This window comes from Veillonella fallax (assembly GCF_020687175.1).
GTDB lineage: Bacteria > Bacillota > Negativicutes > Veillonellales > Veillonellaceae > Veillonella > Veillonella fallax.
This window is the reverse complement of sequence record NZ_JAJEQD010000007.1, coordinates 21,313-41,101: the sequence shown is the minus strand read 5'-3', so window position 1 is coordinate 41,101 and position 19,789 is coordinate 21,313. Positions and strand designations below refer to the sequence as shown.

Annotated in this window: 19 protein-coding genes and 9 tRNA genes; 2 read left to right on the top strand and 26 right to left on the bottom strand. The window is 38.5% G+C overall.

All coding sequences use genetic code 11. From position 1 onward, the window contains the following. Nucleotides 1-7 precede the first annotated feature (7 nt). The 11 genes from ilvD to rpsD form a co-directional block, all read right to left on the bottom strand. Nucleotides 8-1,678 (bottom strand): dihydroxy-acid dehydratase, encoded by a 1,671-nt coding sequence (gene ilvD, locus LKD20_RS04690; RefSeq protein WP_227721031.1) that lies wholly within the window; start codon nucleotides 1,676-1,678, stop codon nucleotides 8-10. Nucleotides 1,679-2,239: 561 nt separating this feature from the next. Then, on the bottom strand, nucleotides 2,240-3,643 hold the full coding sequence (locus tag LKD20_RS04685; RefSeq protein WP_227721030.1) for a DASS family sodium-coupled anion symporter: 1,404 nt from the start codon (nucleotides 3,641-3,643) through the stop codon (nucleotides 2,240-2,242). A gap of 112 nt (nucleotides 3,644-3,755) precedes the next feature. Then, complete coding sequence (locus LKD20_RS04680) at nucleotides 3,756-4,199, bottom strand: cupin domain-containing protein (protein ID WP_227721029.1); 444 nt, start codon at nucleotides 4,197-4,199, stop codon at nucleotides 3,756-3,758. Nucleotides 4,200-4,265: 66 nt separating this feature from the next. Beyond that, on the bottom strand, nucleotides 4,266-4,574 hold the full coding sequence (locus LKD20_RS04675; protein WP_227721028.1) for a heavy-metal-associated domain-containing protein: 309 nt from the start codon (nucleotides 4,572-4,574) through the stop codon (nucleotides 4,266-4,268). A 14-nt stretch (nucleotides 4,575-4,588) separates the two neighbouring features. After that, the gene (locus LKD20_RS04670; protein WP_004695192.1) at nucleotides 4,589-4,831 is read right to left on the bottom strand and encodes a Sec-independent protein translocase subunit TatA/TatB; all 243 of its coding nucleotides are present in this window, start codon (nucleotides 4,829-4,831) and stop codon (nucleotides 4,589-4,591) included. Between the two features lie 36 nt (nucleotides 4,832-4,867). Beyond that, complete coding sequence (gene pgl / locus LKD20_RS04665; RefSeq protein ID WP_227721027.1) at nucleotides 4,868-5,623, bottom strand: 6-phosphogluconolactonase; 756 nt, start codon at nucleotides 5,621-5,623, stop codon at nucleotides 4,868-4,870. A 170-nt stretch (nucleotides 5,624-5,793) separates the two neighbouring features. Next, nucleotides 5,794-6,585, bottom strand: coding sequence for a trans-2-decenoyl-ACP isomerase (gene fabM / locus LKD20_RS04660; RefSeq protein ID WP_024066640.1), 792 nt, complete (start codon nucleotides 6,583-6,585; stop codon nucleotides 5,794-5,796). A gap of 90 nt (nucleotides 6,586-6,675) precedes the next feature. Continuing rightward, entirely contained in the window at nucleotides 6,676-7,662 is a 987-nt protein-coding gene (locus LKD20_RS04655; protein ID WP_227721026.1) for a ribonuclease D, read from the bottom strand. A gap of 106 nt (nucleotides 7,663-7,768) precedes the next feature. Beyond that, nucleotides 7,769-8,161: a 30S ribosomal protein S9 gene (gene rpsI / locus LKD20_RS04650; protein ID WP_005377846.1), complete on the bottom strand. Its 393-nt coding sequence runs from the start codon at nucleotides 8,159-8,161 to the stop codon at nucleotides 7,769-7,771. A 20-nt stretch (nucleotides 8,162-8,181) separates the two neighbouring features. Then, nucleotides 8,182-8,622: a 50S ribosomal protein L13 gene (gene rplM, locus LKD20_RS04645; protein ID WP_005381375.1), complete on the bottom strand. Its 441-nt coding sequence runs from the start codon at nucleotides 8,620-8,622 to the stop codon at nucleotides 8,182-8,184. Nucleotides 8,623-8,837: 215 nt separating this feature from the next. Beyond that, a complete protein-coding gene (gene rpsD / locus LKD20_RS04640; protein ID WP_004695181.1) occupies nucleotides 8,838-9,425 on the bottom strand; it encodes a 30S ribosomal protein S4 in 588 nt (195 codons plus the stop codon). A 297-nt stretch (nucleotides 9,426-9,722) separates the two neighbouring features. Between rpsD and LKD20_RS04635 the strand changes: the two genes are divergently transcribed. Both LKD20_RS04635 and LKD20_RS04630 read left to right on the top strand, forming a co-directional pair. Continuing rightward, nucleotides 9,723-10,622, top strand: a complete 900-nt coding sequence (locus LKD20_RS04635; protein ID WP_060923797.1) for a LysR family transcriptional regulator — start codon at nucleotides 9,723-9,725, stop codon at nucleotides 10,620-10,622. Between the two features lie 221 nt (nucleotides 10,623-10,843). Further along, on the top strand, nucleotides 10,844-11,167 hold the full coding sequence (locus LKD20_RS04630) for a YnfA family protein (RefSeq protein ID WP_119206345.1): 324 nt from the start codon (nucleotides 10,844-10,846) through the stop codon (nucleotides 11,165-11,167). A 222-nt stretch (nucleotides 11,168-11,389) separates the two neighbouring features. Here LKD20_RS04630 and LKD20_RS04625 read toward each other — a convergent pair. From LKD20_RS04625 to LKD20_RS04555, 15 genes are all read right to left on the bottom strand, one after another. Then, nucleotides 11,390-11,465, bottom strand: a tRNA-Val gene (locus LKD20_RS04625). Nucleotides 11,466-11,468: 3 nt separating this feature from the next. Beyond that, nucleotides 11,469-11,543: transfer RNA gene (locus LKD20_RS04620), tRNA-Glu, on the bottom strand. Between the two features lie 9 nt (nucleotides 11,544-11,552). Further along, nucleotides 11,553-11,628, bottom strand: a tRNA-Asn gene (locus LKD20_RS04615). Nucleotides 11,629-11,635: 7 nt separating this feature from the next. Then, nucleotides 11,636-11,710, bottom strand: a tRNA-Gly gene (locus tag LKD20_RS04610). A 3-nt stretch (nucleotides 11,711-11,713) separates the two neighbouring features. Further along, nucleotides 11,714-11,789, bottom strand: a tRNA-Val gene (locus tag LKD20_RS04605). 5 nt (nucleotides 11,790-11,794) lie between these two features. Then, a tRNA-Glu gene (locus LKD20_RS04600) sits at nucleotides 11,795-11,869 on the bottom strand. A gap of 4 nt (nucleotides 11,870-11,873) precedes the next feature. Beyond that, nucleotides 11,874-11,949 (bottom strand) — tRNA-Lys (locus tag LKD20_RS04595). A gap of 5 nt (nucleotides 11,950-11,954) precedes the next feature. Beyond that, a tRNA-Asn gene (locus tag LKD20_RS04590) sits at nucleotides 11,955-12,030 on the bottom strand. 5 nt (nucleotides 12,031-12,035) lie between these two features. Then, a tRNA-Gly gene (locus LKD20_RS04585) sits at nucleotides 12,036-12,110 on the bottom strand. 198 nt (nucleotides 12,111-12,308) lie between these two features. Continuing rightward, nucleotides 12,309-13,412, bottom strand: a complete 1,104-nt coding sequence (locus LKD20_RS04580; protein ID WP_227721025.1) for a nicotinate-nucleotide--dimethylbenzimidazole phosphoribosyltransferase — start codon at nucleotides 13,410-13,412, stop codon at nucleotides 12,309-12,311. Beyond that, a complete protein-coding gene (locus LKD20_RS04575) occupies nucleotides 13,409-14,446 on the bottom strand; it encodes a nicotinate-nucleotide--dimethylbenzimidazole phosphoribosyltransferase (protein ID WP_227721024.1) in 1,038 nt (345 codons plus the stop codon). Before LKD20_RS04575 ends, LKD20_RS04580 begins: the two co-directional genes overlap by 4 nt. A 190-nt stretch (nucleotides 14,447-14,636) precedes the next feature. Next, a complete protein-coding gene (locus LKD20_RS04570) occupies nucleotides 14,637-15,524 on the bottom strand; it encodes a prephenate dehydrogenase (protein ID WP_227721023.1) in 888 nt (295 codons plus the stop codon). 102 nt (nucleotides 15,525-15,626) lie between these two features. Further along, nucleotides 15,627-16,973, bottom strand: coding sequence for an MATE family efflux transporter (locus LKD20_RS04565; RefSeq protein ID WP_227721022.1), 1,347 nt, complete (start codon nucleotides 16,971-16,973; stop codon nucleotides 15,627-15,629). A 39-nt stretch (nucleotides 16,974-17,012) separates the two neighbouring features. Beyond that, complete coding sequence (locus LKD20_RS04560) at nucleotides 17,013-17,732, bottom strand: LemA family protein (RefSeq protein ID WP_024064444.1); 720 nt, start codon at nucleotides 17,730-17,732, stop codon at nucleotides 17,013-17,015. Then, nucleotides 17,725-19,575, bottom strand: a complete 1,851-nt coding sequence (locus tag LKD20_RS04555) for an MAG1210 family protein (protein ID WP_227721021.1) — start codon at nucleotides 19,573-19,575, stop codon at nucleotides 17,725-17,727. The genes LKD20_RS04560 and LKD20_RS04555 overlap by 8 nt, the downstream gene beginning before the upstream one ends. Nucleotides 19,576-19,789: the final 214 nt, after the last annotated feature.

The window sequence follows — 19,789 nt, the reverse complement described above, 5'->3', positions numbered from 1 at the left end:
TCTACTATTAGTCTTCAAATACTTCGATAGCACCTTGTGCTGCAGAGGATACATGAAGAGCGTATTTTTTAAGGTATCCAGTTACATTGGATTTGAATGGTTTCAATGCGGCTTTACGACGAGCGATTTCTTCATCAGATACAGCCAATTCCAATTTACCGTTTGGAATATCAATGTTGATGATATCACCATCTTCAACAACAGCGATTGTGCCACCTGCTGCTGCTTCTGGAGATACGTGACCAATGGATGCACCACGTGTAGCACCGGAGAAACGACCGTCAGTCAACAATGCTACATCTTTATCAAGACCCATACCTGCGATCATGGATGTTGGTGTTAACATTTCACGCATGCCAGGGCCGCCTTTAGGACCTTCGTAACGGATAACTACCACATCACCTTTTACGATTTTACCGCCTGTAATAGCTTCAACAGCTTCTTCTTCGCTGTTGAATACTTTTGCTGGGCCAGAGTGAACGAGCATATCTTCATCTACGGCACCTGCTTTTACAACGGAACCGTCTACAGCAAGGTTACCTTTAAGAACGGCAATACCACCTGTTTCATGAACAGGATTATTCCAAGGATGAATAACATCTTCATCAGTTACATGAGCTACCGCTGCAATTTCACCTTGTGTTTTAAGAGCTACAGTTTTGCAGTCTGTATGTAAACGACCATTTTCTGCTAAACGTTTCAACACAGCAGATACGCCACCTGCAGCATACAAGTCTTCGATGAAGTATTTACCAGATGGAGAAAGTTTGGACAATTGAGGTGTGTTTTGTGCAATGCGATCGAAGTCGTCCAAAGACAATGGTACACCTGCTTCGTGAGCGATAGCTGGCAAATGAAGTGCTGTATTAGAGGAACCACCTAAAGCCATATCTAGAGCTACTGCATTTTCAAAGGCTTCACGTGTCATAATGTCTTTAGGACGAAGGTTTGCTTTCAATACCTCTACTGCTTGCATCCCTGCTAATTTAGCAAGACGTAAACGTTCAGAGTATACTGCTGGAATTGTACCATTACCAGGAAGGCCCATACCAAGAGCTTCTGTTAAGCAGTTCATTGTATTAGCTGTGTACATACCAGAGCAAGAACCACATGTAGGACATGCTGTATTTTCGATTTCAGATAACTCAGCATCACCCATTTCACCAGTTTGATGTTTACCTACTGCTTCGAATACATCAGACAAACCGATTTTTTTGCCATTATGTACGCCTGCAAGCATAGCACCACCAGACACGAATACGGATGGAATGTTTAGACGAGCTGCAGCTATCAACATACCAGGTACTACTTTATCGCAGTTTGGAATGAATACCATAGCATCAAATGGTGTTGCCATAGCTGTTGCTTCGATGGAATCAGCGATGATATTACGAGTTACCAAGGAGTATTTCATACCGATGTGGTTCATCGCCAAGCCGTCACAAATACCAATTGTATTGAACTCGATTGGCACACCACCTGCGTTGCGAATGCCGTCTTTTACGGCTTGTACAATATTTTTCAAGCCCACGTGACCAGGAATAATTTCGTTGAAAGAGTTCGCAATACCAATGACTGGTCTGCCCATTTCTTCATCAACAAAACCAAGAGCTTTTAGCAAAGATCTGTGTGGTGCACGTGCTACGCCTGTTTTTAAATTGTCACTTCTACAACTCATGTTAATCTCCTCACTTTTCTTGAAAGTATCCACTTGGATGCCTTTCAACTGAATAAAAAAAGACGATTCATATGAATCGTCTTAAAAGTTTACAAATGATATTCCTTTTGTTTACAGAATTCCTATATACATAAACGACCTATGTATCCCTTGGAATAAATACACATAAGAAACAAACCGTATAGTCAAATCTTATTGATTGTATATTAAACCATTCATGGAACTTCTAAGACAAAAACGTGTTAAGTTGTTGTTCATAATTCGAATGTCTTTAATAATCACGACGAGCGCGATAATCAACAAGCTAATGACTAAACCCAACATGTTTCCTCCTAAAGTAATCTGTAATCATAAAATAATAATAACACTTTATATAATGTCGTGCAATAAATATTCTATAGATTTATTATATAAATTTTTAAAGTTTACCATATATAAAAACTATAGCAATAATAAATAATACACTACCTATCTAATACACATAGAAAATAAATCGATAACAAACTACTAAATAGTTACGCAAATAAAAATTCCCCCACTACTGTGAGGGATTTTTGAATATTATAGAATACCGAATAGCCACATGCCAAGGGTACCGCCCCAGAAGTGAATTAAGAAGCTAACCACAGAAATAGCAAGGCCTACACGCCACCATGTTCCTTGTGGTACATAACCAGCACCGAAGAAGATTGGCGTTACACCAGAACTATAATGTGTTAATGTACAGCCAGGGCTGTTCATCAAACCAAAGAGCAAGATGGTAAATGGAATTGGTGCGCCCATTGCCACCAAGATAGCTGCAAAGGCGGAGAATAACGCTGTAATACGAGCTGTACCACTGGCAAAGAAATATTGAGAGTATACAAAGGTTGCAGAGATAATAAAGGATGCCCAGAACCAATCAATACCTACAAGATGTTGACTTACAAAATCAGCAAATACTGCAACAACACCGAGCTTGCCAAGTAAACCAGCCATACCAACGAGGGTACCCATCCAGATTAGAATATCCCAACCTGTGCGTTCACCTAGAATATCTTCCCATGTAAGGGATCCTGTAACTACACAAGCAAGTACGCCCATCATAGCAACTACAGTAGGATGTAACTTCGTCCAAATAGCCGTAGCCCAAAGCAAGATACAAAGAACAAAGATAATAGCTACAGAAATTTCGGCTTTTGTAATAGGACCAAGAGCATCTAGTTCTTTTTGGGCCATCGCCGCCGCTTGTGGAGTTTCTTTAATTTCTGGTGGATAGATTTTATAAATAAACCAAGGCATCAAGATCATACAAAGTACACCAGGGATTACACCGGCTTGGAACCATTCCCACCATGAAATATCATAGCCAAATAATTTTGCACCTAAGGATGTAATCAATAAGTTACCACTACAAGCAGTTAAGAAGATTGTTACAGTAATGGTGTTTATCGTATGAGCCGTGGTCATCAAGTACGCCCCAATACGACGTGCCGTACTACCATTTGGCTCAGAATCAAAGGCTAACGAAATGTTTTGTACAATTGGGAAAATAATACCGCCCCCACGAGCTGTATTAGATGGCGTGGCAGGAGAAATAATAAGATCCGTACAAGCCAATGCATAAGCTAACTTTAAGGAACTAGTACCAAAGGAGCGAATCAAAGTATACGCGATACGCTTACCAAGGCCAGAATTAATAATGCCTCTAGAAAAGAATACAGCTGCTACGATAAGCCATACATTGGCTTCAGCGTAACCACCTAATGCTTGCACCATAGTAATAGAATTTGTTGCTACTGCTGCAACAATACCAAAGAGTGCCATAATACCTGTTGGCCAAGGTCGTAAAATAAAACCTACAATTGTAGCCGTGAAGATAGCTAATAAATGCCATCCTTCAGGCTTAATTGCCTCCGTGTGAGGCAAGAACCAAATCACTAAGCCCACCAAAACAGTAAGGGCCGCGCGTGTAAAAGTATTCATAGATCCTCCCTATCAAACTACACAAACCAACTATTACAGTTACAGTTACAGTTACAGTTACAGTTGATTATAAAAGCGATATGGCGGTCACCACACATAACCGCCATATCTCCTAACAGCTTTCCAAAAATTCCTTGATTTTAGGATTAGCTCTCAATGAATCCATCTCTTCAGGGGTTAATAATTTTACCTTGTCCCGATCTTGGTTAACCAAGCAAAGGAACCCGATATAATCTCCTTTATTAGCCCGGAATTGATGTATCGTTTTACCTGGAATTTCAATAAAATCACCAGCTTCTACATCATGGATTTCATCGCCTAACAATACTTGTCCCTTACCACGGAATATCATAACCATATGTGTATGTTCATGATATTCTAGTGTAGAATATCCACCTGGTAAACATTCAAAATAGCGAAATTGACATGGAATATCATAGGCTCCATCGTATAAAACTTGACGTGTTACATCTTTAAAAGGACTACCATCTTGTTTGTATACCAAGGTATCAACGCCATCCCACTTGAAATTTTTAGCATCAAACTTGCGTATCATCTTATTACCTCTTTATAGAAAAAGGCTGCATCGAAACAATGTTTCAATACAGCCCTATGGGTTCGATTATTTGAAGAAACGTTTCAATGTTCCTAGTAAACCATGACTATGTTTTTGTACACCATCTGCAACGCCATCTACTTCAAAGCCTGTACGTTCAATAGCTTTTGTAATGACTTCTACAGACACTTTATTTGGGTCAAAAGAAACAGTCGCTGTTTTTTCTGGCAAATCAACCTCTGCGCTCAAAACGCCAGGTAAGCCAAGGGACGCCCCCTCTACAGTTTCTTTACAGTTATTGCACATCATACCAGGTACAGTAAATACCTTTGTTACAACGCCATTATCTTCACCGCAACCACAATCTTTGCACATAGTGATACCTCCTATTAATCATTAGCTTCTTTATGTTTATCGTCGTTTTTAGCCCCTGCTGTTACGTCGATAGTAGTCGCCTTTTTAACGGCTTCTTTCGTTTCATCAACAGCTTTTTTAGGGCCGGAAATAGCATCTTTGAATTCATTGATGCCCTTGCCAATAGCTTTACCTACTTCAGGTAATTTACCAGGTCCGAAGATAACTAAAGCGATCACTAATATAACTATTAATTCAGGTGTTCCTATAGATCCCATATATATCTCCTTTATATTTACTAAAACTTATATCTTTTAGTGTACATCATTATAGGCCGCCTTGTCCACATACCAGGTTACAGCCTCTTGTGAAAGTACAGCACCAGGCAATGTACGGCCAATGCGTTTTTCCCACGTTAAATCCTCGTAATCTTCGCGTTGGTATAATACCTTTGTCAATGCAGTTCGCTTGCTTTCACCAGTCACAGTAAACCAGACAGCATCAGATTTTGCTAGGAAAGAAAATGTCATAGAAATGCGTTCCCATACCTTGCCATCTTCAACGGCCACTACCTCTTGATCAGCTACACGCAGTGCGTGAGAGCCTGCAAATAATCCTGCCGTATGACCATCCTCGCCTAGATCAAGCAACGCTAAATCAAGACCAGATTTTTTACATGCCTTTAGGACATTGCGAACCTCTTTTTCATATTCTTCAGCCGCTTCATGTACGGTTTTAGAATCCGTATTAATGGGCAAGAAATGAGCAGCCCCCTTTGCCTTGCATAGCAAATGAGGTTTTACGCGATTGAAGTAATTATCCTCATGCGCTTGTGGTAAGAAACGCTCATCAGTCCACAAGAAGAATATCCGTTCCCAATTAAGGCGCTCAATATATTCAGGAGAGTTAAGTAATTCTAACAAACCATTTATAACAGTACCCCCAGTAATACCAACGATGCACGTTTCAGTACGGCTAATTTCATCATTAGTAAAATCAATAAAATCCTCCGCCAATGCTTGGACTACATCACTAGGACCGTCATAACATTTAATTGTATCTTGAGCCATGTAATAATGACCTCCTAAAACTATTATAATAGTACTATTATATACACTTTTGCTTTTTTATGAAAGCAAAAACCGATGTAACTCAATATATAGAGCCACATCGGTTCGAATTATATTAGTAACTGCTTATAAAATACATGATATTCCAAAGAATTACAAGAGAATAATTATTATTTTTGACCAAATTTAGGGCGACGGCGTTCTGTGAAAGCTCGTACACCTTCCTTAAAGTCTTCAGAAAGACCTAAGGAGCATTGATTTTCTACTTCAAACTTCTTGTACTCTTCCCAGCCAGATAAGAAGCTATTCCACATCATTTCTTTCATAACGCGGTAAGATTGTGCAGGACCTTTAGCTAACTTCTCTACAAGACGTCTTGTAGCAGTTTCTAAATCTTCTAATTCACAAACTTTATATACAAAGCCAAGTTCTTTACCTTTTTCAGCAGATACGGCTTCACCAGTCATAACGATATGCATAGCACGGTTCATGCCAATGGATCGAGTCAACAAGAACAAACCACCTGCATCTGGAGCAAGACCTACGTTTACGAAAGCTTGGATAAAGCGTACATTGTTAGCCGCTACAACAAAGTCTGCAGCTAACGCCATGTTGAACGCCGCACCTGCTGCAGCACCTTGAAGGCTCATGATAACAGGTTTAGGTAAGCGTTTCATAGCCATAGAAATTTGAGCTACTAGTTCAACAATTTCAAATAAAGACTCTGTATCACCATCATTTACAGCCCGTTCCATTTCTGTTAAATCGCCACCAGCAGAGAATACCTTACCTTCAGCATTGATGAGCAAAGCACGAACACTTTCATCATTATGTGCGTTATCTAAAACCTCAAGGATTTCCTTGCACATCTCGATATTAAAACCATTCGCCACTGTAGGCCGATTAAATGTCAACGTACCAATGCCGTTGTCCACTACGTATTGAATTGTATTATAAATCATATGAGTTCTCCTATATGAAAATCTATTTTCGAAAAAATTCGATTATATATTTCTATTATAGGAAAATTAAATGACGATGTAAATGTGAAATTACGGCTTTTCACTAACCCCAGTATTAAATAGATTTTCAAATTGAGTAATAGATTCTGGCAAAATAGCTTTATACTCCTTATAGAATGCTTGTAGTTCCTCAGTGGTAATTTGAATAACATTCTTCATCTCTTCTAAATTATCAACCTTAGGTGCATATAAATAGATATAATAGCCTTTGTTTTCGTAGTCCTTGAAAGAAAGAGCATTTAACGCTGGCGCTTTAGGCCCTTTAACTTGTACAACAGCCTTTTTAACATCATTTACATCGCGGGAAATTAACTGACATTCAATTTTTACAGTTGTTGATTTATTAGCAATAGAGTTTGAAAGAAGATAATAACCTTTAACAATTTGAAGATAAGAAATTACTAACTCTTCTAATTCAAAATCAGGTAAATTTGCTATTACGTTATCAGCTATATTTAAATTAACATCATAGTAATTTTTACCAGATAATTTATTAAACACAAATTTAGAGTATTCGGTGATAGCTGGATATTGTAATCGCTGAACAATTCCACCTCTTGCACGATTAAACGATGCTTTTATCTGACCAGGTACTTCAAGCCCGAATTCATAAGCTTCAACAGGCAAAATCGCACCTATATCTAACTCTTTATTTAAATAAACCTTTGCGATGTCTTTCACTCTACAAATCCAGTAAATTCCATTCATATCCCGAGTCCAAAATAAGTCATTAACTTCAGCATAGCTAAAGACATTAAGTGCTGGATTTATTCTCTTATGTTGACTATGTACATAAAGTTTTACTGCATTATAAAAATCAGCGTATTGGCCAGATTCAACATTAACACTACTCCAACCTATAGCTAAAAATTGAGCCTTACCTTGAGCTTTCTCATCATCAGTAAATACATTTTTACCATGTAAGCAGAAATCTATTAACTCAGATCGGAACTTTGTATCTGTTTTTAAATTAAATCTAGTAACATAATCCTTTTCATATATGATTTTATTTCCCATACTATTTCCCCTTAACAAATAAAATATATTTACACTATACCATAAATTAAACGCAAAAAACACCTGCAGACATTGTCTGCAGGTGTAATAACCTGTTTTCCAAATATTAACGTTTGGAGAATTGGCTTGCTTTGCGGGCTTTTTTAAGACCGTATTTTTTACGTTCTTTCATACGTGGGTCACGAGTCAAGAAGCCAGCTTTTTTCAAAGATTGACGAAGTTCGCCATCTACGTCCAATAACGCACGGGAGATACCGTGACGAATTGCACCAGCTTGACCAGAAGGACCGCCACCAGCTACAGTTGCGATTACATCGTATTGTTCAACTGTGTTAGTCAAGTTCAAAGGTTGTTTTACGATCAATTCCAAAGTTTGGCGACCGAAATATTCATTAAGTTCACGTTTGTTAACAGTGATTTTACCTGTGCCCGGTACCAGACGAACTCTAGCAACGGAAGATTTTCTACGACCAGTGCCGTAATATTGTGCTACTGCCATTATATGTTCCTCCCTCTAGATTATCGTACGGAAATTTCTAATACTTCTGGTTTTTGAGCTGCATGTGGATGCTCAGGACCAGCGTATACGTTTAATTTACGGTATTGTTGTGCACCCAATTTATTTTTTGGAAGCATACCACGAACTGCCATTTCAACAACACGTTCAGGTTGTTTTTCAAGCATCATGGACAATTTAGTGAAACGGGAACCACCTGGGTAACCAGAGTGACGGAAGTATTCCTTTTGTTCCAATTTTTTACCAGTTACGCGAATTTTTTCTGCGTTTACAACGATCACATGGTCACCAGTGTCTACGTGTGGTGTGAAAGTTGGTTTATTTTTGCCCCGAAGAACTTTTGCAACTTCGGCAGCAAGGCGTCCTAAAGTTTTACCTTCAGCGTCAACAACATACCATTTCCGTTCGATTGTGTTCGGATTGGCCATAAATGTAGTTTTCATGCTGCATATCCTCCTAATAACGTCATAATTCTACCAAAATCAGCTTGTCCTTTGCTTCCGGGGCTAATGGAAACACGACTAAAGCTTACTCAAAATAGTATACAGATTTTGGTGTTCTATGTCAATTGTTTTTTACACTGTTATAGCCCTTTAACAGTGACATGTCATAAAGAAAAAACCACCCAATTCTGAGTGGTTTTCCCATAAGCGCCAAATTATTTGGAGTACAATTCGACGATAAGTGTTTCGTTAACTTCGATAGGAAGTTCTTCACGTTGAGGAAGACGAGTGAATGTAGCTTTGAAGCCTTCCAAGTCTTTTTCAATGTAAGGAAGTTCGAAAGAACGAAGTTCTTGGAAGTTAGTTTTGAACATTTCGTTGTCACGAGATGCTTCGCGCAATTCGATTACATCGCCTGGTTTGCAGGAGAAGGAAGGAATGTCTACGCGACGACCGTTTACCAAGATGTGGCCATGGTTTACCATTTGACGAGCTTGACGAATGGAGTTACCGAAGCCGATGCGATATACAAGGTTATCAAGACGTTGTTCCAAAAGGATCAACATGTTTTGACCTGTAACACCTTGCATTTTTTTCGCTTTATCATAATAGCGTACGAACTGGCGTTCTAGCAAGTTGTAGTAAGCTTTAACTTTTTGTTTTTCTAATAATTGTGTGCCATACTCAGACATTTTTTTCTGACGTTGGTCTTTTTTGACGCGATTCAAGGCTTTTGCGTGACCGAATACGTTCACACCAAAGCGACGACAAAGTTTGAATCGAGCCTCTCTTCTCGTTGCCATGTGATTATCACCTCATAAGATTAATATAAACTTGTACCTACACATAATGGTACTCATGTATAATATCATTTTCATTTACTTATGTCAATTATTGATAATGGTGAAAGTCATTGAAATAAGTGCATAATAGCGAATTTATATTACACTTTTTTGCGATAATATTGCTCACTATATCGATTGTGCATGCTTCATCATATTTTATAGATTTAGATGAAAAAACAATTATAGTATGCTACAATATTAGTAAGAAAGGTAATAGGTATCATTGGAGTTTTATGTCAATATTGGGGGAATACTATGAAAGAGTTACCTACAATGCAAGAGCTACAAAGTTTTATTACCTATAATAAAACAGGAAGCTTTACATTAGCTGCACAATCTATGAACATTACACAATCAGCTTTCAGCGCTCAAATGAAAAAATTAGAGCGTCTAGTTGGTGTGAAATTAATTTCCCGCTCTACACGAGGTAGCCGTTTGACACCAGAAGGTGAATTATTCCTACCAGAAGCAGAACAAGTTCTCGACACATTGGAACGTGCTATTCAATCGATTCGTTTAGCCAGCAAGGTAGAACGTCCAATTTTAAATATTGGTGTATTGCGTAGTTTAGGGGACATTCGCCTTAACGGATATGTATCCCATTTCTTCCAAAACCACCCTGAGTTCTCTGTCAGCATTTATGACATGGAAGAAGAAGAGTTGATGCTCGACTTACGCGAAAATCGTATCGACATTGCCCTCCTCTACTTACCAAATAACAAGGATATGTCAGCATATGAATCTACAGCCCTTCGCGAGGACGAATTCGTATACTATGCACCAAACATTATCGATAATATGGAAGTTGCTAGCTTGAAAGCAATTCAACAACAACCATTACTTATGTATCCACCTAAGTACTTTATGTATCGTACATTGAAAAATTATGTTGGTAACGGTCAACAAAATCTACACATTAGAGGTAGCCGCTTATCTAACCCATATACAATGATCGACTACTGTCAAAAAAATAAATCAGGCTGCATCGTAGCACGCCAAATTCTAAATTCTTTAAATATCAATGATGGCTACATACCTTTAGAAAAACCATTTAAACTACAAGTGTGCTTCGCCTTTAAGAAAAACAATTCTAAATCGGAAACAATGCATACTTTCATGGATTATGTACACAGCGAATCACCAGCTCGTTTATAAAAACGAAACAAAACCCGTACACATATATGTGTACGGGTTTTAATTTAATTATATCCTCTATTAATGTCTATATTTAACATTTTTACCTTTTAATATCTTTGTCTTTTAACATTCTTTTCTTTACCACTAGTAACGATTCATCTTGGTCATTAAATAATTGCTCTCTACTGTAACAAGTTGTACAATAGAGAATAGATTTCAATTAATACTGTGAGGTTATTATGCTCTTATCTATTTTCTTCTTTATATTAGCCGGTTTAGCCGAAATCGGTGGCGGCTATTTAGTATGGCTCTATATGCGCGACGATAAAGGCCCTGTATATTTACTGGCTGGTGCTTTCATCCTGTTCTTATACGGTATTATCCCTACCTTCCAACCAGAAGCAAGCTTCGGTAAGGTTTATGCAGCCTACGGTGGCGTATTTATTGCCCTTTCCATCCTATGGGGTTGGCTCGTCGATGGTTTGCGACCAGACACATATGATATCATCGGCGGTCTCGTCTGCCTTGTGGGCGTTTATATCATCATGTACGCGCCGCGTTAAATACAAAGAGTACAACTGCTACAGTTGTACTCTTTTTTCTATGTCTATTTCTATGTCTATTTCTATGCCTATTTTTATGTCTATAACTAATATTTTCTAAATAAATAACTATTTTTATACAAATAGAAATAACTATTGATATATATGAATAGCTATTGTGTTATATAACAAAAAGCTGTGTTATATAACAAAAAGCGGCCATCCGAAGATAACCGCTTACGTTGGTGGACGATGACAGGATCGAACTGCCGACATCCTGCTTGTAAGGCAGGCGCTCTCCCAGCTGAGCTAATCGTCCATGTGGTGACCCGTCCGGGAATCGAACCCGGGATACCGCCGTGAAAGGGCGGTGTCTTAACCGCTTGACCAACGGGCCATATGAAATTGGCTCCTCGAGTAGGACTCGAACCTACGACCGATCGGTTAACAGCCGATTGCTCTACCAACTGAGCTATCGAGGAATATTAATGGAGCGGGAAACGAGATTCGAACTCGCGACCCCCGCCTTGGCAAGGCGGTGCTCTACCGCTGAGCTATTCCCGCATGTGGTGGACGATGACAGGATCGAACTGCCGACATCCTGCTTGTAAGGCAGGCGCTCTCCCAGCTGAGCTAATCGTCCATATGTGGTGACCCGTCCGGGAATCGAACCCGGGATACCGCCGTGAAAGGGCGGTGTCTTAACCGCTTGACCAACGGGCCAAAATGGTGACTCACCCGCGACTCGAACGCGGGACACCCTGATTAAAAGTCAGGTGCTCTGCCAACTGAGCTAGTGAGTCATAAATGGCTCCTCGAGTAGGACTCGAACCTACGACCGATCGGTTAACAGCCGATTGCTCTACCAACTGAGCTATCGAGGAATGTATGGAGCGGGAAACGAGATTCGAACTCGCGACCCCCGCCTTGGCAAGGCGGTGCTCTACCGCTGAGCTATTCCCGCATACAGAACCGATAATTAATATAACATAATCATCAATCTGTCGTCAAGAAGAATTTAAGTCTGTCCTGACTGCCCTATAATAATATCAATTTACACATATAGTGTCAATGGTTTTTCCATGAAATTCTCAGTTAATTTTGCATAATTGAGCATAAAACATACAAAAAGAGGGATTTAATACTCCCTCTTTTATATAGATTACTCTTTATTCTTTTGTCTACCTTTACCGGCACCATCTTCAGCTGCTTTAACCTCAGCTTCAACGAAAGTTTTCATATCATTTAACATATGCATAGATGCATCGATAATAGATAAACCCATTGTGGAACCCAATGCTTCATCAATTTGTAAATTGTAGTGTAAACATGGTTTTATTCCAAGGAATCGACATTGTTCCTTATGAATTGGTTCCTCATAGGCAGCCGATGGAAATACATAGTCTTTTACTAATGGCTCAATGGTAATAGCAGCCAATACAGCAGCACCTGTTACGGCATTATCAAAAACGATAGCCATACGCTGACTAGCAGCACCTAAGATAAAACCTGTTAAGAATGCAATATCTAAGCCTCCTGCAATATGAAGTAAATGCAATACCGCATCACGGCGCTCGCTTTCACTCAAAGCAGACCAATCATCAACAGCGATATCAAAACGATCTACAAAAGAATGAATATGAGCCGCTCGCTGTTCAATAGTAGGGCCACATTCAGTATGAACGAGAATATCGCTAAATTCACATCCTGTGATAGTTGCAGTCGTTACGAGAGAATCAAGGAAAGCTCGTTCACCAATATTACCAATAGCAACGACTTGCAATCCATCATTGTGTAATTTATCAGCATAATTAAAACCTAATTCAAGGGTCTCTTCTAATTCATCACGAGAAATGACAGGTTCTACACCAAAGAAATGGGAACCCTTACGGATAACCTGTTGGTCAATATTTGTCAAATCTGTTGTATCTTGTTCAAGACCTATATTTACAACGTGCACAGCTGCATTCAACTTAGATGCGGCCCCTTGTGTAGCCGTTCTACCTTCATTGAAACGCTTGATAGCCTCATAACTTTCACTACCATGCTGACTATTTTGAGGACCATCTACCAAGTGGTCCGACGCCACCACAAGTACGCCATATCGCAAATGATTTGGTTGAGGGTCTGCCAGAATGCCCGCAAAACGCTCAGCTATTAACTCTAATGTTGCAAGGCTATAAATAGGTTTTGTTAAATTATCGATACGTAATCGGCATGCTTCCATGGATGGTGCATGTAATGGTTCAATTGTAAAAGTTCTCATGCCTTACCTCCTGTAACAGCCAAATACATATGAACGGCAAGATCTAGCATTCCCATTTGAATGGAGCCACCAGAGGCCTCACCAAGACATAGCCCTAAATCAACATAGGCTTCAAGGCCTAAATTTTCTAAAGAAGATTTAGCCGCTTTTTCAGCAGATAAATGAGATGCCATTACATAATCCATCGCCTGTGGAACTAATGTTTTAGCAACCAATGCACAAGCAGATGTATTAAAACCATCAATAATAACAAGTGCATTATTCGCTGCAGCACCTAGAATAACACCTACGATACATGTAAATTCAAAGCCGCCCACAGAGGATAAAATTCCGATTGCATCATCTTTCGGAATATTTTTATATTTTTCTAATACATCATGCACAATGCGTTGCTTTAATTTTAGACGCTCATCAGAAATATTAGTGCCTCGCCCTGTAGCTTCCTCTGCAGTGAGTCCTGCAAACTTGGCAGTCATAAGAGCACTAGCAGTAGTATTGGAAATGCCCATTTCCCCTACCAAGAAAACATTAAAGCCTTCGTCGATTTTCTCTTTTACAAGGCGGATACCTGTTTCAATGCCTTCAATGGCTTGTTCACGTGTCATGGCCGGTTCTTCTACAAAGTTTTTTGTGCCCATACCAAGTTTATGACTACGGAGTCCTGGTACCCAACTCATATCTGCATCAATGCCCATATCGATGACTTCCATTTGAGCACCACAGTAATTAGCTAAGGAATTGGCGCCCGCCCCTTTAGGAATTAGGTAGTTTTGTGTCATCCCTACAGTTGTTTCCTTTGGGTACGCACTTACACCCATATCAGCCACGCCATGATCGGCAGAGGCAATAATCATACAAGGTTTTGGAACCGTTAACTGTTCCTGATTTGTAGCCGCACCATATTGAGCCACCACGTTTACAAGTCGCCCATATTGTTCTACAGGAGAACCTGCATTCCAATTATCGATTATATGTTGTTCAATTTCATGACTGCGACCTCTAATAGCGTCACAAGTTTCTTGTAACAAACTCATGGTATCTCCTTAACTAATTAATATGTTAAATGTATATTCTTTACGGACTCTAGTATACACATTATACTGCATAAACCGCGTTGCTTCAGCTACATAAATATACATCATACTCAAATGAATGTTAATTACTCATTGTTAGTACTCTATGAGTGCTAACCAATGTATAGCCTTAGCTAATAATTATTTATCATTAGCTATTCTTTATTTGTCCTGTTAAATATGGTAATTTGCCGCGGATTTCTCTTCCTCGTTCAAGATAGGATTCTAAAGCTTGACCTTCGTCTTCTTGTGAAAGTATCTCTTTTACCCGTTGAATTTCAGATTCAATCTGTGAAAGCCCTTCAATTACATTGTGTCTATTACCGTAGATGATTTCACGCCACATAGATGGCAAACCACCGGCAACACGTGTACAGTCTCTAAAGCCCCCTGCGGATAATTTCATGCGCAACTCGCCTAGTTCATCCCCACCGGAAACTTGAGTTAAAATGGATGCCAATAAATGTGGCATATGACTCACCATAGCTAAATATGCATCGTGAGCATAGATATCGACAAACTCAATACGTGATCCTACAGCGCGTCCCATTTCAGCTAGTTCTTGAGCAACCTCTTCACTATATACATCAGAGGCCTTATCCTCTAGTACAATCCACCCCATACCTTTAAATAGGTTTTTATGAGATACTTCGTAGCCACCCTTTTCAGAGCCAGCCATAGGATGGACAGACACAAAAATTGTTCCTTTCGGAATGGAACTGTATACAGCTCGTACAAAGTTTTCCTTTGCACTAGACACATCAGTCACCACTTGTCCTGGTCTAAAGAGATGCGCCGTTTCTGTAAATAGTCTTGCATTTGTATCTGGAGGCAAAGAAAATACAACGATATCTGAATTTTCAATCAATGGTTCTACCTCAGTCCAAGCAGCTTTTACCACCCCATCTTGAATGGCCGCATCACAAACCTCTTGGCGACGAGCATAGCCCACTACCTCATAATCGGTATAGGCCTTTAAAGCCTTTGCCAACGAACCACCTAATAGACCTAAGCCAATAATACCTACTGTCTTACTCATATAAACCTACTTTCACAAATAATTAGCCTTACACTCTCCAATGTAAGGCTAACTACATTTACAAACTACTAAATAATTAACGGCAATCACGAAAATATAAAACTACGCCTCAATGAGACGTCTATTTTTCCATTTACCACTATACCAGCGATATACAAATAATAAACCTCGTAAAATTTCATCTACCGCCATGGCAATCCAAATGCCTACGAGCCCCCATCCCCAGTAAATTCCAAATAGATAGGACAATGGTACAGCACATAACCACATGCCAAAAATGCCTACGAGCATCGGCGTTCTAATATCCCCTGCCGCTTGTAAGCAGCCAACCATAACAATATTAACGGCACGACCTAACTCAAGGAAAATCTCAATCAATAATACATTATGTGCTAATGATAGGATTTCTGGATCCGTAGTAAATATGGATAGTACAATATCACTGGTACTATAAAAGAACGTAGCCAATCCTACACTAATAGCAATGGCTAATAACATAGAATGCCATACGCGATTTGTCACCTCAGCTTGTCGTTTAGCCCCCATCAAGTATCCCACAATAACTTGAGAAGCATTTGCTAGTGCTATTGTATATACATAGCAAAGCATAGCTATAACCGATACATACACCTTTGTATTAATAACAGCGAGCCCCAAAATATTGACCATTTTCATAATCGTTGTCTGAGATAACTGATAACTTAAGGTTTCACCACCAGAGGGAATACTGATATTCAGTAAAGACTTAACCGTATGCCACGGGAATGGTTTTAAAAATTTGAAGCTCACCTCTAAAGTAAGCAACTTCTTAAATGTATAGCCGATAATTACGAGGCCTACCACCTTAGATAACCAAGTAGAAATTGATACACCTAACACACCTAGACTTGGTATCGGACCATGACCAAATATTAATATATAGTTAGTTGTGATATGGATAACATTCATAACCAGTGCAATATACATGGTAATACGTGTTAATGAATGCCCCCTAAATACTGCTACCAATGCATAGTACATAGCTTGAATTGGTAATCCTGCTGCTACAATGGTTGTATATACAGATGTATCACTCATCGTTTCTGGCGGAATACCAAGCCACGTAAAGATCCATTTATGACAGGTGATAAAGAATACGGCCGCTATAGACGAGAAGAAAAAGTTCAGCACCAAGCTAACCGTACACACTTCTGATAACTTCGACTGATTACGGGCCCCTAAATATTGAGCAATCAAAATCGTCGTAGCTGTACTCATAACAATAATGAGCATAATAAAGATATTTAGAATTTGATTGGCATTAGCTACTGCGGCCACAGCTTCAGGTGAGTAATGACTCATCATCACTTGGTCTATATTACCTACTAACAGCTGTAGGAACACCTCGATAAATATAGGCCAGCTCAAGGTCCAAATAGACAAGCTAATCCCTTTTTCATAAGACTTCATAGTATCCCCTTTACATCCTAATGCCAAACTACTTATGTCTTAGAAAAAAACACCTTTAGCTTTTTCTTTAGTTTCTTGATCTGCAATAAATGGAATTCTAGTAGTTCTACCTTCTTTTGCAGCTACAATCTTTTTAAATGGGAATTCAAAGATTTCTCTATTCCAAGTATTTACAGCATCATTATACAACGTTCTAGCTGCAGTAATTTCTTTTTGTAAGTAAGAATTTTGTTGCATTGCATCACGAATCGTATCTTGGCTTTGTAATTCAGGATAATTTTCTATAGCTACGTTGAGGGCTCTTGTAGCCTTGTTAAGTTGTGCATTTACATCACTTCTAGATTCTTCAGAGAAATTACCACTTCTATACTTAGCAATATCTACAAGGATATCCTTATCAACTTCAATAGATTTTTCCACAAGTTTAGCCGCATTAGAAAGAATCACAACACGTTGCTCCATATAGTTATCAATTTCAGATGCAGCATTTTGAATTCTTTGTTCCATCATATTAAACTCTGAGCTAATTTGTTTTAATCGCCACCATGGATAAATCAATACGATGGCGCCAATAATAGATACTAGATACTTGTCTATAACTATGCCTAAAACGATACCGATAACACCAACTGCCATAAGGATTGTTGGAAGAAGTTTTTCAAAGCCACTAGTTTCAACAGGGATTACCTTAGCGATAACATGCACATCTCTGCCTTCAGACATAATTTCCGGATTCATTTCGTCGAGTTGGTTAGCCATTTTGGGTACCTCCAAATTCTTTGTAAATAGTATTTAATAAATCGTCGAGAGACTGATTTTGTCGATATAGTTTACCTGCCATAAAGTGATCGTATGCAAAAGACCTATCTTTATTATTTTCAGATTTTTGATACTGATCTAGACCTTTAATATGCTTAAAATCCTCTCCAGCAGATTTAATTTCTGAAACTTCTATAAATTCGTGTTTTGTAACAGGCACATATTCGTCCCAGCGGACTGGCACATAATAGGTTCTACCATTACCAGCTCTTACCGGCACTTCATCTATATGCTCAATCGTTCTATAGGAATACGCATCTACTTTAATCACCTCAGAATCGCCTTCATTTTTATGGTGACTAGTCTTGAGGATTGTTTTCACATTATTCCGTTGAGCCGCATCAGGAGGAACAAATAAATTAAGTCCCATTTTATTTGCTAGCATTTCTGTAATGTAATCATTGTATTTGAAATTATAAGACTTGCCATAAATATAATCATTAGAAGCCATTTGTTGATACACAGGAATCGCTAAAATTGGTAGGAATGAAAAATACATGTGATCAAAGTAACTGCAGTTGTAATTAATGAACTTCTCTTTAATCTTTTGGAATGAAAAATCATAATACTGAGATGGTGATGTATCAAAGTCCCAATTTTGAGAATTGTCAGCTTTAATCTCATTAATTTTACACTCTTTATTAAATATAAAATCATCTCCATATGGAGAGTTTTCAAAAATATCCTTATAGTTGTTTTGTGCTAATGGCGTAAATAGTACGCGGAACTCAACCTCATTGTTGCGATCTAATGCATTAAATTGTGCATCAAACTCTTCATTGGCTAAAGCTTGGAAGCTTCCGCCATTCTCCAATGAATCCTGACCCTTCTGTCTAAGACTAGCAATACCTTTTGCTATCCGACTCTTGGCACCACCAAAATTAAAGAATCCTTTTTCCGGTGGTTTTCTATGGAATGTTAGGTTAGGTGCTGCATGATTACCATACACTAAAGATACTCTATTGGCATAATAAGGACCTGGTTGTCTTATAACGGCCCGTAATGTTTCGTTAACATCACGAGTTTTTAGATTCCCATTAGAATCAACATACTCTTCTGTATACGTAACATTTAAGGTGCCTTCATACGTATAATCATCCATCCAGTGGATTATGCGCTTCAGAAAAACAAAGGGGTTTCCTAAAATATCACCAGATGCAATATCTAAGGTGGAATGATTTACATCACCTTTTTCTAAGAATCCATAATCTTTAACGAGCTGTTCATATCGTTCAATATTAAAGTTAGAATCCATATGAATAAAAGGAATCGCCTTTTTTATAAGTTCTACAGTCATTTCACTATGAAATAGATCGTTTAAAGGGGCCATCATCTCATAGCCTTCTTGACGCATTTTAGCTAATGTAGCATCTAAATCATTAAGTTTTTCTTCAAGACTCTTACTATTAGGCTTAATCCAATATAGGTAAAGCCCTACACATAGAACTAATATAAGTATAGAAACAATAACCGCTACAATATCAATATGATCTTGTGAAAACTGATAAATACCATAAATAATAGCGCCTATACCAATAACAATATCAACCTTTTTAATAAGGCCAAATCGTTTATAGGATGTGTTTGATTGATCGCGATTTTCTGATACCTCAGTATACTTATCTATTAATACTTTGTTGTTATCTATATCAATCTTTGATTGATCTACTAATTGTTGAAAGTATTCTTCGGTTACTTGTTGAAACGCGTCCTTTAACTCTTCCCGATAATACTTAAGTGGCTCTAGTAATGCTTCATTATATTCATTCGACACGTTACTCATTCCCTCTCCTTAATGAATCGCATAGTAAATGATACTTCTATACGTTTCCATTATGCCTCATATTCTGAAATAATAGCCTCTTATATTTATAAGCGTTCAAATTTTACTTAATTATAAATATCCTAAATTATAAATTAGTATATCAATTAAGAAAACCTCCGTAAAGTAATAATACGATTCATACCGCTATAAAATAACTATATCATTCACAACA